Consider the following 14,972-nt stretch of genomic DNA (forward strand, 5'->3'; position numbering starts at 1 on the left):
TTCCAATAAAGCGCAGTCATGATAGTTCTATAACTGCGCTTTATTAGTTTTTTATAAATATTTCAACCAAATAGAATCAGGGTGTTTAACTTTAAAGGCTCGATACCATATACAAAATGGAAAGAGGAGTAACAGTAATACGCCACTAATAATGTAGGTATTTGTAAGGTTAGTAAAATCACTCAAACCGCCGTAGGTAGCGGTTCCCGTTAAGAAGATTCTATGCACTAAGTAAAACATCATTGAAGTTTGCCCAAAAACAAGCAAAACGCCATTTGGTCGTACACCTATTCGCTGTTCAACTTTAATCATCAACGCTAAAATTACCGCCATAAGTCCTAACTCAAGCATAATAAAACTCGCCGATGGTGGGTACTTGCTTACATGTAACCACTGCTGCCAGCTATTACCTTCTTTTAATAAAAACATATTTCCGTAATCATTAAAGTAACGGATAGCAATAAAAGCGCCTAACGCGGTAAAACCTAAACGGAACAGTAAACTGGCAGGACTAATGGTAACTTTCCCATCTCCATAATCTAGAATATACCGACCAAAAACCCAGCCTAGAATCATCACAGATAACCAAGGCACAAGTGCGTAAGAAATACTTAAGTCTGCTGAGGAATATTTACCTATTAACAAAGCGACAATGATTGATTGCTCTTGTCCTCCAGCAAACCAAAACTGCGCAGTCACTAACTCACCACCTAAGATCCAAGCCATGGCAATAATAAGCAGTTGCGTACTTGATAGGCGTCGAAAGAAAGCCATACACATCATGGCAACGCCTATGGCATAAAGCACCTGAAAAATAAGCTTACCAGAAAAGAATGAAGTGATTGTTGGATCTAATAGCGCAATAAAAGCACCACGAATCAAAATATCTTTATCAATCGCTTTACTGTCGAACCCTCTAGATAGCTTACGTTCAACACTGATTGCTAAAGCGGTGCCAGCAAGGAAGACAAAAACAGGTGCACAAATATGACTTATCCAACGGGTAAAGAATTCTAATGCTGGCAGTGGTGAGCCTATTATATAACTGGCTGCAGAGTCAGTCGATAGATGCTCTTTGTTATACGCCATTGACACATGATCAAGCACCATGATGATCATAACAAAGCCACGCATCCAATCAATTGCCGCGATACGCTTACTTTTTACTTCATTTGCCATTATTTCATATCCTTATGTAAACTCATGTTAAGTTGAAGCCCTATGACTCGATGTTATTCCAAAGATTTTGATTGGCCTTGATTGAGAAAAATTCATTAGCATGCCAACAACGAGGTAATAAATCTAACTGTTGTCTCTCTTGCGAGTTTGAACTTAATAACTCTAATATTTCATTCAAGCGCTCTTTACTCAAGGCTGCCAGTTTCTTTGCCGTTTGTGTAAAATATAAATTGCTAGCATTTTTAATGACACTATTTTGGCCATAACCAATGAAGGTTAATTGTCGGGTGGTCATTCGACAATTAGGTTGCTCGAGATTCTTTGGATAAAGCCTATTTACAATGGCATATTCATAACAGTCTCCTTGGTCCCCAAACTCCCCTAACGGCATATAAACAATACCAAAACCTTGTGGAAACATACCGGTGATTTTGTATAAGGCATCAACAACGCTTTGCGCACAAGCACCAAGCTCAGCATTTTTATTTAATACCTGAAAGACTTTCGGTAATAATTTATAGTTGTAACTTGCTTTGGTGGATAAGATTATAGAGGTATAAATTTGTGGAACTTTGAGTATATTACCAATAGTATTTTTTGGGTTAACACTACTTTTTAGTAACTGTTTAACAAAAAGTAGCTTATCTTTTTCATCTATAAGAAACTGATCTCGCTCTGCCTTAGTATTACCAACAAAGGTCGGAACCCCAATACCTTCAATTAAGTATTTAATCGTTTCACGATAATTAATTTGCAGTAGTTCTTTTCTTTGCTTAATTTCTAAGGTCCGAAAAGGGTCTAATCCTCCCTTAGCGCCGCACAGTATAGTTTGCGCTTTTGGGTGATAATTACCAATATCTTGTAATAGTGCAGCCATAACAAGTGGCACTTTAACTTGCTCGACAAAGCGTTGATATTTTTCAGCATCATGATTAGCAAAATCAATAAATTGCTCAGCAGAGATATCGGTTAAAAATTTATTTATGTATGGTTCACGCATCTGACCATCAATAATTAAACGATCAAGTAAGCGTAAGCATAATAACGCTTTATAAATCGCTTTACTCTGCTCATTACTCGTAGCAACTCGCTTACCTTCAGTAGGACTTAATAATTGAATAGTACCGAGGAATTGGGCTGATTTTCGGTTATTTTCAGCATAACTATCCCCTTCTGCAAGCTCAATGATTGTTCGCGAAATTGACAGTAAACTAGCATGACGTTCGGTACGTTCCATTATCTTTAAATGAGACTCTTCCGAGGATTTTTTTTCATCTGAAGGGGTAAATTCTTCTTGTTCAAAATATCCGATGGCACGATCTAATAAAGAGTCTTTAACCACACTTCGTCCGTAGACTTTGGCTAACAAATGATGAATTTGTCGTGTGTAATGTGTTTGATGGGGGGTATCTTTAGCCATTGCACCGCTAGAGTGAATAAATAATATCTATCATGCTAGGAATGATTACTAAAAGCAATACTTAGAGAAAGGACTATTAGCTTGATTCACAATGATTTGATTAACATTATGAATCAAGACAATAACAGTTACTTTTGAGGACAAATACCTAATGAATTGAATAAAGGTCTGCACTGTGACACTCACAGATCCTAGTTAATACCCTTTATTTTCACTTGGCTTTGTTTGTGTGCAAGTTGCTGACAAATCTTAACGAGATCTGAATGTAAACCACCAGCCGTTACGTCTCGTCCTGCACCCGGCCCACGAATAATCAATGGGTTGTCTTGGTACCAATGACTACTAATTTGAAAAATGTTGTCACAAGGCGTTAGGTTGGCAAAAGCATCACTTTGTGGCAATACTTCTAAACTAACTTTTGCGCTAACGCCCGTTTCTTGATTATGCTGAAAACGAGCAACATAGCGAATGCACGCACCTTTACTATTAGCTTCAGATAACGCTGTGGCAAAATACTCATCCAGCTCACTTGCTCTGGCTAAAAAATCATTAGTTGATAATGCTTGTAATGCTTCTGGCACTAAGTTTTGACAGTCAATATCTTCTAAGGCTAATTCAAAACCCGCTTTACGCGCTAAAATGAGCAGCTTACGCTGGACATCTCTACCTGATAAATCTTCTCGAGGATCTGGCTCGGTAATGCCTTGTGCCAAAGCATTTAATAAAAGCTCTGAAAAATTTGAGCTGCCATCATACGTTTCAAATAACCAAGAAAGCGTACCTGAAAAGATACCTGATAACTCGCTGATGCTATCTCCACTTTGACGTAAGTCATCAATAGCATAATTGATTGGTAAACCAGCACCTACAGTCGTGTTCCCTAAACATAAGCTGTTATTACTATCTGCGGTATTTACTAAATTATTATAATGAGCAGTACTGCTTGAAGCAGCCCACTTATTGGCGCCAATCACATGTACACCTAAAGAAAACATCTGTTCATACAGTAAACTAAAATCTTCACTAGGCGTGATATCTACAACAATTAATTCATCGTATGGATTTTGAGTCAACCAAGAAATAAGCTGTTCATGGTCATAACTTTGAGCTTCTTGGGCGAACAATGACGCGGCTTGAGTTACATCAATACCATCATTGTTAATTAACGCTTTTTTCGATGAAAGCAAACCAACTAAATGTAAATTCTCTAACGCGTATACTTTATTAAGCTGTGCTGGTAATAATTCTAAAAAACGTTCGCCTATATTGCCCATACCCGCAACAACTAAACCAATATGACGGGCATCTTTAGTCATCTCATGGTGCACTGTATTTAAGAGCTCAATTGAACAAGGTTCAGGTAAAATAGCGATAACACTATGGTTATTATCACTACCAACCAAATTTAATGGTTTAGCCGCTTTTAATGAGCGTTTAAAGCGCGCTCTTATATCACCACGTTCAGCTACGCGATGACCAACGGTTGCGATAATTGCAACGGGCTTAAAGGTAATTTCAACATCATGACTCGCCAACCAATCACTCAAGGCTTTTTGTTGTCCTTGTGTGATAACCATAAAACCCTTTTGGTTATCTATACAAATAGGGGAAAATTCAGCTTTCGCCTTAGCCGCAGCTTCTCCTATAAAACTCACCGATTGCGCTAACAGTAGATCATTAAGGTAAGTTACTGATAACTCTTGCTTGGCAATCTGACCAAACTTGCCAATTTCAGTGCCGATCACTTGTGCATCAAAACTACTAGCAACATGCAAATGGGTATGATGCTCACTTAATGGGTTGATCAATGGCAATAAAGTTTTTGCATGTAAAACAGGATTACCTAAACGGCCTAATTCTTTTGCGACACCATTGGGTAAACGGTGTAATTTTCTAGCACTAGGAACAACACGAGGGTCGGCACTATAAATACCATCAACATCTGTCCATAAAGTAACATTACCCGCGGCAACCAAAGAAGCAATAATAGTCGCGGAGTAATCACTACCGTTACGGCCTAAAGTACAACTTTTACCTCGAGAATCTTTACTAATATAACCGGTAATAACCGCTAACTTACCAAACTGACGCCTTTGTCTTAATTGTGCAGCGCTTAGCGCAGTATCAACTACGCAACTGTGTTCATTATCGATAACAAGAAAATCACGAGAATCAATACTATTACTTGGGCAAACTTGCTCATTAAGTAACGCTGACAACAACCTTGCTGACCAGACTTCACCTAAGGCTAAAACATCATTATGATGCTGAGCAATATCAGCGGTTAACCAAGTAGTTAATTGCTCAATGTCTTTATTCAACCTAAGTAATAATTGCTTGGTATTATTAGCATTCAATAATTCAGTAATAAGTTGCGCTTGCTCTTTCGCTAACTCATCAATAGCTTGCGTTAATTCATCACTTTTTTGTATTGTGTGTTCTACAATTGTTCGTTCGACCAGAGAATAGAGAGCAAATAAACGGTCAGTTGTTTTACCATTAGCTGAAACCACAACAATATCGTTTAGCTGGCAATTTTCACGGATAATTTCAAGCGCACGTTTAATACATTTGGCCGTTGCTAATGAACTACCACCAAATTTATGTACTTGAATAGCATGCTTAGCCAATTTATTTTCTGCAGCTACTTCAGTAATAAAGTCATTATCTGCAATTTCGCTGCTAGACACTGCTTTATTTTCGTTGACCTTATTTAAAATAGTATTCTCTTGTTTCATCTCTCTGCCTGCTAAATCTGTTTGTTATTACAGTTGGCTCTGCGTTAAACCATGTGCTAAATCAGCTAATATGTCATCAATATCTTCAATACCAACAGATATACGTACTAAAGACTGCGTAATACCTGCCTCTAGCTGATCCACTATTGTCATACCTGCATGTGTCATCGTTGATGGGTGACTGATCAGACTCTCAACACCACCTAATGATTGTGCCAGAGTGAACAATTCGAGGTTTTCAAATAATTTTTTAACCGCATCAACGCCACCCTTAATTTCAAAACTTAACATTGCACCATAGCCATACTGCTGTTTTTTGGCAATATGATGACCTGTGTGTTCAGGGAAACCGGGGAAATATATAGCATCAATAGCATCGTGTTCTTTTAAAAAAGCGGCAACTTGTAGTGCATTTTCTTGATGTTGTTTCATTCGTACTGGTAACGTTTTTAGACCACGTAACGCGAGGTAGCTATCAAAGGCACTGCCGGTAATACCAATACAATTCGCCCACCACGCTAACGTTTCACCTAATTCTGCGGTTTTAGCGACAACAACACCGCCGACAACATCACTATGGCCATTAATATATTTAGTTGTTGAGTGAAAAACAATATCAGCGCCTAGCGTTAGAGGTTGTTGCAACGCTGGGGATAAGAAAGTGTTATCTACTGCGACTAATGCACCTACTGCGTGACACGCTTTGGTTACTTCTTCAATATCAACTAAACGTAATAAAGGGTTGCTTGGGCTTTCAAGTAACACCAATTTTGGCTTCTGTGCTAATGCATTATCCAGCGCTTGTTGATCATTTTGATCCACAACAATAAGCTTGAATTGACCACGTTTAGCTAAATGGGTAAATAATCTAAAACTACCACCATAACAATCATGTGGAATAACAACGGTATCTTCAGTAGATAATAACTGACAAATTAAATGCACTGCTGCCATGCCAGTACTTGTAACAATACCAACACTGCCTTGCTCTAACTCTGCAATCGCGCCAGCAAAAGTGGCTCGCGTTGGGTTACCCGTACGAGAATAATCAAATTGGCGTTTATTATTAAAGCCCTTTAATGAATATGTACTGGATAAGTAAATAGGAGCAACCACAGCGCCATGCTGCTGGTCGGTATTAATACCGGCTCTTACTGCCGAAGTGGTAATATTACCTTTTTTAGTAATCGACATTTAGTTCTCTCCATTAATTAAGTTATACCCGTTACCAATCAAGATGCATGTTTCAGAGTGTTTGAGCAATTTCAATTCAAGGCGCTGTGATGAAATAATGGTTATTCCCTTATAAATCACAGCAACGATGAAATGATGTTGCTCAAGCGCTTCTTCGATGGCCTTACAATGACTTTATACGGCGTTAAATAATCAAACCATAGAAATGACTATGCTTAAATCATTTGCCTTGCCTAAAATCATTTTAATTCCCACTGAAATCCTGCCTTTGAATGTTAATGGCTATCGATACTCAAACGCAGTGTTTAGTTCGCATGTTTTATCAGTAATAACGCCGATATATAGCAACATCAGCGTTTAGATGTTTGGACGTCTATAACTCTAAACACTTTCATTAATTGGGTCAAGTAATTTTAGACTTCTAAACTTCTACTTGACTGGTTTATTGCAACAGGTAAAATCTATACTATTACATTTTAGAATACGTTATAACAAGATAGAGGAATATCCATGGCTCAGTGGAATGAAGAGTATATAAATCCCTATGCCGAACACGGTAAAAAGAGCGAGCAAGTAAAGAAAATTACCGTTTCTATTCCTTTGCGCGTCTTAAAAGTTTTGACTGATGAACGTACCAGGCGCCAAGTAAATAACCTTCGCCATGCTACAAATAGTGAATTGTTATGTGAAGCGTTTTTACATGCATTTACTGGGCAACCCCTGCCTGATGATGAAGATTTAGCAAAAGATAATAATGAGAAGTTACCTGCGAGTGTCAGACGCTTACTTGAAGCAAAGGGAATTACTGACTTTAGTGCTTACGAAGTTGAGGATGAATAACGCGTGAACGTTAAAATAAGCACACCAAAAAAAGGTACTTAATAAGTACCTTTTTTATTGCCACTTTGTATTTGAAAAAATCTGAGTAAGGCATACATATCGGTGAAGCTTTTTTGAAACATTGCATAAGAAGTAAAGCCTTCATCAAAGAAAGGTAATATGCATGCAGGTGTACAAAACTGAAAAATAAAGCATAGCGCTTATCTGAGCTTAAAAATAGCGCCAGAGCAAGGTCAGATAATTTGCTAGTTATCTATATGTGCTAATATATAACTTAGCAATCCATAGCTATTTGGGTTGTGATTCGTTAGCACCTCTATCTAAGGCGAGTACTTTGAGTAAAGAAAAAAACACAAATAACGCTGATGACACCATTAAGGATCAGATATTAGCCAGTATTGATTCCTTTATATATACCAAAGATTTATCGGGAAAATATACCTATGCAAACCAAGCTGTTTTAGATTTATTTGAAAAAAACTTAGCAGATGTTATTGGTTTTGATGACACTCATTTTTTTGATTTAGCCTTATCTACACAATTAAAAGAAAACGATCGTATGGTGATGGACCAAGTGATCCGTGTTGAAAATGAAGAAAGTAACTTTATCAGAGCGAAAAATGAAACCCGTATATTTAAAGTGGTCAAAAAACCGCTTTTTGACCACTTTGGTAATGTGAACGGCATTTGTGGTATCTCGACAGACATCACAGTAGAAAAAAAACTACAAGAACAAGTCAATGAGCAAAGTTACTTACTTGAGACCATGCTTAACAATATAGATGCACATATTTATGTCAAAGACTGTGAACGTACCTTTTTATACGTAAATAATCGCGTTGCCGAGTTATTTGGCGATAAGGCCGAGAACATCATTGGTAAAAAAGATACCGATATTTTACCCAAAGAAATTGCCGAACATTTTTACCAATCAGATAAGCAGGTTTTTGAAACCAATCAAAAACAAGTCATCGAAGAAACGACTCATAGTGAAAGTGGTGGTGACAGTCACTACATCAGTACTAAAGTCCCTTTTAACCAACCCGATAAGTTACCCGCATTAATTGGTTTTTCAACTGACGTGACCGAATTGTTCAAACTTAAGGAAGAGTTTAAACAACTTGCCAATACTGACCCATTAACCAATTTATATAATCGACGCTTTTTCATTGAGCAAGCAGAAAAAGAGTATCAACGCGCCAAACGCTATTCATTGTCTATGACACTTATCTCTATTGATATTGATCATTTTAAAAGTATTAATGACCAATTTGGGCACCCTGCTGGCGACCGAGTATTAATAGAAATTGCTCAGCAACTTAAATCTAGCTTAAGGCAAACAGATATTTTAGCGCGTATCGGGGGTGAGGAGTTTTCTATTCTATTACCTGAAACGTCGGCGATATCAGCCATGACATTTGCAGAGCGTATTAAAGAAGAGCAAAGCAGGTTACACATTACCGGGGATTGGCAAGGAGAAATAAATCTTTCAGTGAGTATAGGTGTTTCAAGTCTTATCGCCAGCGACAAGGCATTTGATGTTTTGTTTTCTCGCGCAGACAAAGCTTTATATCAAGCGAAAAACACTGGTAGAAATACAGTTTGTTACTTATAAAAAATGCCAATATACAAGGTAACGAGTATATTGGCATTTGCTATTTAACTATCTGATTCAATGTGTCATTTGATAGTTATGACTCTTGCTTATTCACTCTAAACCAATAAGTGGTGAATAATAATCCTGCAGAAACCAATACTGTTCGATAATCAATTTGAGAAATTAACATCAGTAATGTTGCTGAACGTGACGTATCTTGCTCTCCTGATACTTCAGCAAGATTTTCAGAGGTCATAGAGAAATAATCCATCAAGAAATGGCCGAAAAATGGCTGCGATAAATGTAGATAGTGAACCACAATAGCCTCAATGACCAATAACGCGACTATTGGTAATACCGCCCATAAAAAGGGTGCTTTATTCGCGTAAATAGATGCCAACATTAACCAACTGTACAAAGGTAATAACCAAATAGCGATAGGTACAAGTGTTAACCAAATATAACCTACACCACTTATTATGTCAGCGCCTGCTAGGATGCCCCATAACGAGATATCAAAACCAATAGATAACACTGCACAAGCAATAACCGCCAGCACCAGTATAAGTAACATAAGCAATGTCGCTGCCATAAAAAAGATAACAGGGATGACAATCGCACCTGTTAACACTTTACTCGCAATAGTCATTTTATCCGACACTGGCAACGAGCGCCAAAACATCACCGATTGGTCACGTCTTTCATCAAACAAACAGGTGACAAAATAGTAGACTTGCACAATAAAGCCTATGGCAATAAAAGGGCTAAACAGCGCTATGGCAGAAACAAAAAATACTTCACTTATACGGTCAGATGATTGAAGTTGAGCTAAATTTTCTAGCCCTATCAGCAATTCTGTCATATCAACGCCATTTAATATCACGCCAAGTAAAGGAATAAATATAAAGACACCGGCTAAAGTCACTGGCACCCAAGTCAACATGCCATTAAATTCCCACAATTCTTTTTTAATTGAGGCTTTCATTATTGTTGTATTCATTAGCAAGTCTCCTTATTCATCACACCAACAAAAACATCGGCTAAACTAGGTACTGATACTTGACCTAAACCTTGTAATGTTTCTTTATCTTGATTATCAAATAACATGGTCGTTAATCCCATCATGCTATTTTTAAATAATGGCTTGAGCTCATCAGCTTGTGGTAACTGTTCATTGGCTACCGCCACTATATTAAAACGTTTTTTTATCTCCTCAGTGCTTTGTGCCAATACAATTTGACCCTGCTGAATAAAAGCAACATCAGTTAAGATATGCTCAATCTCTTCAATTTGATGAGTGGTAACAACAATACATTTATCTTCGTTGTAAAAATCTTCTAATAAATGAGTATAAAATTGGCGACGGGTTAGAATATCTAAACCTAGGGTTGGTTCATCTAAAATCAACACCTTGGCATCAATGGCTAGAATCAATGCTAAATGTAATTGCGCCACCATACCTTTAGATAACGCTTTAACTTTATCACTTAAAGCAATATTGGTTTTTGCTAAAAATTCATGCGCTTTTTCTAGATTAAAATTCTTGTGGACATCTTGCATATAGCTTAATGCTTGTGAGACTTTTAACCATTTAGGCAATATAGCTACATCGGCAATATAAGCGACATCATTTAACATATTAACGCGATCTTTTCTTGGATGATGTCCGAGCACACTGATATCACCTTCATAGTCGGTCAAGCCCAATATAGCTTGTAAACAGGTAGTTTTACCTGCACCGTTAGGCCCAACCAAGCCAACAATTTGTCCTGCGCTAACAGAGAAGTTCACCGACGAAAGCACCTGCTTTTTACCGAATGACTTACTTACATTATTTACTGAAATTAATGAGTTCATAATTAACCCTCCAAGCTGCTGGTTAATAGTTGTTCTGGCGAGAGTTTAAGTCGAGTGATTTGCTTTAATACTTCTGGCCACTGGTGTGATAAGAAGCTTTCACGCTCTCTGTCTAGCATCAAAACTTGTGCTCCAGGCATAACAAACAAACCTTTGCCACGTTGTTTTTCCACAACGTCTTCATCCTGTAACATCTGATACGCCTTTGAAATAGTCATTGGATTCAACTGATATTCAGCAGCTACTTTTCTAACAGAAGGTAAAGCTTCCCCTTCTTTGATATAGCCATCTAATATACGAGTGACTACTTGCTGATAAAGTTGTAGATAAATTGGTTTTTCTGGATCCCATTGCGGTGTCATGCCCTATTCCTTGAATAATACCAAAAACATAGTAGTGTTATACATCACCAGCACACCATAACACAAGTACAGTTCAAAATTAATTTTAATTAACTGTCGCTCCACAAGCCATTAACAGTAAAATAAAATCATTCAGGACATTGATAATTAATAAGATTATTTTATTTTTATTGCGATGAAAATTGCAATGTAACAGAGTATGTTTTAAGTCTTAATTTATAAAATACTGAGTTATACCAATTAAATTAATAAAAGTTATAGAGTTCGATGAGAGTAAATTTTCAAACAAGGCACTTGATTGACCAATAGCTGGCAATTACGATTGAAAGTAACGACGTTATTGGATATTTAGAGCATTTGAAAATAATCACTTAGTTAGTGTCATTGGTACTAAGAAGAGAAAAATCGAATAGAGGGTTACAAAAAAATGATTAAAGTTACTGCTTAAAATTGCTCAATAAAAAACCGCTGTTTACTTAACTTACTAAAAGTAAGGCAGTTAACAACGGCTTTATTGTCTTCAATATAAAGCTGGGCTTATAGTCCAGCGATAATTAAAACATCTTATTTATGATAAGGCTTACTTAAACGGTGTACTGATTCAATGAAGTGACCTGCATGATCAGGATTCACATCTGGATGAATACCGTGGCCTAAGTTGAATACGTGACCTGTACCGCCTTCACCAAAACCTGCTAGTATTTTTGAAACTTCTTGTTCAATACGTGGCAATGGGGCATATAACATGGATGGGTCCATATTGCCTTGTAGCGCAACTTTATCGCCAATACGTGCTTTTGCATTTTCAATATCAATGGTCCAATCTAGGCCAACTGCATCACAACCTGTTGCTGCGATAGACTCTAACCACATACCCGCATTTTTAGTGAATAATGTCACTGGTACTTTACGGCCTTCATTATGACGCGTTAAACCATCAACAATTTTCGCCATATATTGTAATGAGAACTCATTATAATCACGTGGAGATAATACGCCGCCCCAAGTATCGAATACCATCACAGATTGCGCGCCTGCAGTAATTTGGGCATTTAAATAACTAATTACTGAATCAGCTAGCTTATCCAGTAACAAATGTAAGGTTTGTGGCTCAGCAAACATCATCTTTTTGATTTTAGTGAAAGCTTTAGAACTACCACCTTCAATCATGTAGGTTGCTAATGTCCAAGGACTACCTGAAAAACCAATAAGCGGTACTTCGCCTTTAAGTTCTTTGCGAATAGTACGCACAGCATTCATTACATAACCTAATTCATCTTCTGGATCAGGTACGGCAATTTTATCAACATCCGCTTTACAGGTAATAGGACGTTCAAATTTTGGTCCTTCACCTGTTTCAAAATATAAACCTAAACCCATGGCATCAGGAATAGTTAAAATATCACTAAACAAAATGGCAGCATCTAACGGGAAACGACGTAATGGCTGAATAGTTACTTCACAAGCCAGTTCCGCATTTTTACATACCGACATAAAGTCGCCGGCACTTTTACGTACTTCACGATACTCTGGTAAATAACGACCCGCTTGACGCATCATCCATACCGGTGTGTAATCTACTGGTTGCTTTAATAGCGCACGTAAATAGGTATCATTTTTTAATTCTGTCACCAATAGTTCCTCTTATCTTATGCTTGGTAGTCACTTAGACAAATTACTTATTCGTAATAATGTCACCATGATTCATTTAATTTAGTGATTTAACGGCTGCTACTTGAAAAGCATCTCGTTAATGGTTTTTATGCTGCGCAGTTTAGCATCGACCAGCCATTTGATCTATGCGCTAAATCAACACTCCTGAAAAATAAACTACCGCTGAATCAATAATAAAAGCCCATTGAATTATAAAAGTTCAATTTATATAACTTTTTTTTTAACACGTTAAATTACACTTGATTTTCATCAATGAATTTTGAATCAATAGGTTAGCCGTTTATGCTTGCTGAACAAGGCTTCTACGAAGGATGTCGTCGAGTTTATGCTCTACTAAAGTTGTTGCGGTGGTAAAAAGGCTTTGGTATAAAATGCCTGCGCTAAAGAAAAACAATAATAAAAACAAAAAAATAAAAACAAAGACAGAAAGAAAACAAAAGTAGCTCAAACTAAAAATAATAAAAAATAGTAGCTACAAAAAATTAATAATAAGAAGCTTGGTAACAAGACCAATATGCGAGCATTTCAGGCCTTTCTCTTCGAGAAGGGCCTTTTTATTTGTACAACGCCATATACTTTCAATAAACAATTCCTGTAAAAAATTTAAGTAAGCATGTTAAAGTAATCTATTACAAAATTTTAACATGGAGTTAATCGTGAAATTATCAATTATATGCCTATCTGCCTCAGTTGCCCTAACTAGCTTAGCTGGCTTAACCTCATTCTCAGCCACTGCTATCGACTTAGGCACTATTACTAAATCTTCATCTGAGCAGCTTAAAACAGCCGCTAAAGATATAGGCGTACCATTAGAAACAAACGCTATGATCGGATATGCCGCGAAGCAATTAAATTTATCTGAAGGTACAGTAGCAGCGAGCTTTGGCTCACTTCTTAAAGTAGCTCAAGATAATTTATCCCCAGAGAACTTTTCTCTCATCAGCAAAGCGGTACCTGATGCACAAAGCTATGTAGACAAAGCGCCAAAAGTTACTAAGTCTTCAATGAGTTCTTTATTTTCAAGTGCAGGCGAAGCCGGTAAAAAAGCAGAGAGTTTAGATTACTTAAATTCAGCCTTTGAAAAATTAGGCGTTTCTAGTGAGCAAGTACCCGGCCTAATCAATAGCTTTAGCAGCTATTTAGACAAGAGTGGTTATGAAGGAGCTGCTTCAGCATTAAAGAAGGGCTTAAGCTTCCTATAATGGTTTTGTAGATTTATAGCCACGATTGTAAAATCGCTGGCTATAACTCCCTTCACAGTAGCTTTTATCTATTTAGGTGGAAATACCCACAACACCTTTCCTTGTATTTGTGACTTCCCCACCGGGCCTAACTTCTCAATAGGTATGCTACTTTTATGATGCCCCTTTAACCAAAACAAGCCATTTCTATCTATTTGCGCCAATGACTTAACAATGTAGCCATAGCGAGGGTGAAACACCTTGAGTAAATTACCTTCTTTTAAGTTAAATATTTTAAACCAAGGCACAACAAAAATATAACTGTTCTCTGGAATAAGAGGTGACATGCTCACTCCTGTCACTTTACAAAAATGAAAACCAAACATAATTTACTCTCGTATAAAAACGGTTAACCCTGTAAGTTCGGATATATCAGGGATTCTTCAGGTGGATAGGGACAAATTGCACTAAATGTAGCGATTTGCTTAGTTGCCCAAAATATCTCAGCAAAGCGGTTTACTTGCTGCAGTAATATTTGCGCAGCCTCTCTACTGATATGCTGCTTTGCCTGTGAACTTGCCAACATAATGTTATGCACTAATTCATGTAACTCTGGATATTGCGCTAACTGCGGCGCTTTAATGTAATCGCCCCAAATTACGCTTATTTCTTCTTTCACTTTTATACCATGGTTTTCTTTTTGATTTACCAGTCTTAAAAATTCTGCTTGTTCATCTAAAGTAAGTGATGGTTTAGCTTTTAATTCATTGAGTAAATCCACCATGCGAATGATAGTCAGTACCGAAATTTGTGCTCCGATAGGATCATAAACTATGCAAGGAATATCGCAGTGTGCCATAACGACTGGAAAGTGAAGTTTTTTATCAAATTTGGCAATAATATCGTAAAGCATCATTCTCTCCTTCTAAA

The 14,972-nt window shown here is 37.2% G+C and carries 13 protein-coding genes; 3 read left to right on the forward strand and 10 right to left on the reverse strand.

All coding sequences use genetic code 11. The annotated features are described in order from the left end of the window. Window positions 1-51: 51 nt before the first annotated feature. The 4 genes from ESZ36_RS19105 to metB form a co-directional block, all read right to left on the reverse strand. Window positions 52-1,179, reverse strand: coding sequence for an acetyltransferase domain-containing protein (locus ESZ36_RS19105; RefSeq protein ID WP_146790831.1), 1,128 nt, complete (start codon window positions 1,177-1,179; stop codon window positions 52-54). A 40-nt stretch (window positions 1,180-1,219) separates the two neighbouring features. Then, the gene (locus tag ESZ36_RS19110) at window positions 1,220-2,599 is read right to left on the reverse strand and encodes a hypothetical protein (protein ID WP_146790833.1); all 1,380 of its coding nucleotides are present in this window, start codon (window positions 2,597-2,599) and stop codon (window positions 1,220-1,222) included. A 191-nt stretch (window positions 2,600-2,790) separates the two neighbouring features. Beyond that, window positions 2,791-5,337, reverse strand: coding sequence for a bifunctional aspartate kinase/homoserine dehydrogenase II (locus ESZ36_RS19115; RefSeq protein ID WP_146790835.1), 2,547 nt, complete (start codon window positions 5,335-5,337; stop codon window positions 2,791-2,793). Between the two features lie 27 nt (window positions 5,338-5,364). Next, a complete protein-coding gene (gene metB, locus ESZ36_RS19120) occupies window positions 5,365-6,531 on the reverse strand; it encodes a cystathionine gamma-synthase (RefSeq protein WP_146790837.1) in 1,167 nt (388 codons plus the stop codon). Window positions 6,532-7,041: 510 nt separating this feature from the next. Between metB and metJ the strand changes: the two genes are divergently transcribed. Together metJ and ESZ36_RS19130 are read left to right on the forward strand one after the other, a co-directional pair. Beyond that, a complete protein-coding gene (gene metJ, locus ESZ36_RS19125; RefSeq protein ID WP_011041315.1) occupies window positions 7,042-7,371 on the forward strand; it encodes a met regulon transcriptional regulator MetJ in 330 nt (109 codons plus the stop codon). Window positions 7,372-7,705: 334 nt separating this feature from the next. Continuing rightward, window positions 7,706-8,986, forward strand: a complete 1,281-nt coding sequence (locus ESZ36_RS19130; protein ID WP_246129174.1) for a sensor domain-containing diguanylate cyclase — start codon at window positions 7,706-7,708, stop codon at window positions 8,984-8,986. 76 nt (window positions 8,987-9,062) lie between these two features. Here ESZ36_RS19130 and ESZ36_RS19135 read toward each other — a convergent pair whose 3' ends face one another. The 4 genes from ESZ36_RS19135 to hemE all read right to left on the reverse strand — a co-directional run bounded on the left by ESZ36_RS19135 (window position 9,063) and on the right by hemE (window position 12,819). Further along, window positions 9,063-9,968: an ABC transporter permease gene (locus tag ESZ36_RS19135; RefSeq protein ID WP_146790841.1), complete on the reverse strand. Its 906-nt coding sequence runs from the start codon at window positions 9,966-9,968 to the stop codon at window positions 9,063-9,065. After that, window positions 9,968-10,825 carry an ABC transporter ATP-binding protein gene (locus tag ESZ36_RS19140; protein ID WP_146790843.1) on the reverse strand — a complete coding sequence of 286 codons (858 nt, stop codon included), beginning with the start codon at window positions 10,823-10,825 and terminating at the stop codon, window positions 9,968-9,970. Before ESZ36_RS19140 ends, ESZ36_RS19135 begins: the two co-directional genes overlap by 1 nt. A gap of 2 nt (window positions 10,826-10,827) precedes the next feature. Next, window positions 10,828-11,187, reverse strand: coding sequence for a GntR family transcriptional regulator (locus tag ESZ36_RS19145; RefSeq protein WP_146790845.1), 360 nt, complete (start codon window positions 11,185-11,187; stop codon window positions 10,828-10,830). A gap of 564 nt (window positions 11,188-11,751) precedes the next feature. Beyond that, the gene (gene hemE, locus ESZ36_RS19150; protein WP_146790847.1) at window positions 11,752-12,819 is read right to left on the reverse strand and encodes a uroporphyrinogen decarboxylase; all 1,068 of its coding nucleotides are present in this window, start codon (window positions 12,817-12,819) and stop codon (window positions 11,752-11,754) included. A gap of 698 nt (window positions 12,820-13,517) precedes the next feature. Between hemE and ESZ36_RS19155 the strand changes: the two genes are divergently transcribed. Beyond that, window positions 13,518-14,063 (forward strand): DUF2780 domain-containing protein, encoded by a 546-nt coding sequence (locus ESZ36_RS19155; RefSeq protein WP_146790849.1) that lies wholly within the window; start codon window positions 13,518-13,520, stop codon window positions 14,061-14,063. A gap of 68 nt (window positions 14,064-14,131) precedes the next feature. Here ESZ36_RS19155 and sodX read toward each other — a convergent pair whose 3' ends face one another. Together sodX and sodN are read right to left on the reverse strand one after the other, a co-directional pair. Then, window positions 14,132-14,428 carry a nickel-type superoxide dismutase maturation protease gene (gene sodX, locus ESZ36_RS19160; RefSeq protein ID WP_146790851.1) on the reverse strand — a complete coding sequence of 99 codons (297 nt, stop codon included), beginning with the start codon at window positions 14,426-14,428 and terminating at the stop codon, window positions 14,132-14,134. Between the two features lie 23 nt (window positions 14,429-14,451). Continuing rightward, window positions 14,452-14,955: a superoxide dismutase, Ni gene (sodN, locus tag ESZ36_RS19165; protein ID WP_146790983.1), complete on the reverse strand. Its 504-nt coding sequence runs from the start codon at window positions 14,953-14,955 to the stop codon at window positions 14,452-14,454. Window positions 14,956-14,972: the final 17 nt, after the last annotated feature.

Source organism: Colwellia demingiae (genome assembly GCF_007954275.1).
GTDB lineage: Bacteria > Pseudomonadota > Gammaproteobacteria > Enterobacterales > Alteromonadaceae > Colwellia > Colwellia demingiae.

Bases quoted from the DNA above. Each gene is read 5' to 3' on its own strand.
- metJ (WP_011041315.1), top strand. From the start codon at position 7,042: ATGGCTCAGTGGAATGAAGAGTATATAAATCCCTATGCCGAACACGGT.
- ESZ36_RS19110 (WP_146790833.1), bottom strand. From the start codon at position 2,599: ATGGCTAAAGATACCCCCCATCAAACACATTACACACGACAAATTCAT.
- ESZ36_RS19135 (WP_146790841.1), bottom strand. From the start codon at position 9,968: ATGAATACAACAATAATGAAAGCCTCAATTAAAAAAGAATTGTGGGAA.
- ESZ36_RS19145 (WP_146790845.1), bottom strand. From the start codon at position 11,187: ATGACACCGCAATGGGATCCAGAAAAACCAATTTATCTACAACTTTAT.
- ESZ36_RS19140 (WP_146790843.1), bottom strand. From the start codon at position 10,825: ATGAACTCATTAATTTCAGTAAATAATGTAAGTAAGTCATTCGGTAAA.
- sodX (WP_146790851.1), bottom strand. From the start codon at position 14,428: ATGTTTGGTTTTCATTTTTGTAAAGTGACAGGAGTGAGCATGTCACCT.
- sodN (WP_146790983.1), bottom strand. From the start codon at position 14,955: ATGCTTTACGATATTATTGCCAAATTTGATAAAAAACTTCACTTTCCA.
- ESZ36_RS19105 (WP_146790831.1), bottom strand. From the start codon at position 1,179: ATGGCAAATGAAGTAAAAAGTAAGCGTATCGCGGCAATTGATTGGATG.
- ESZ36_RS19115 (WP_146790835.1), bottom strand. From the start codon at position 5,337: ATGAAACAAGAGAATACTATTTTAAATAAGGTCAACGAAAATAAAGCA.
- metB (WP_146790837.1), bottom strand. From the start codon at position 6,531: ATGTCGATTACTAAAAAAGGTAATATTACCACTTCGGCAGTAAGAGCC.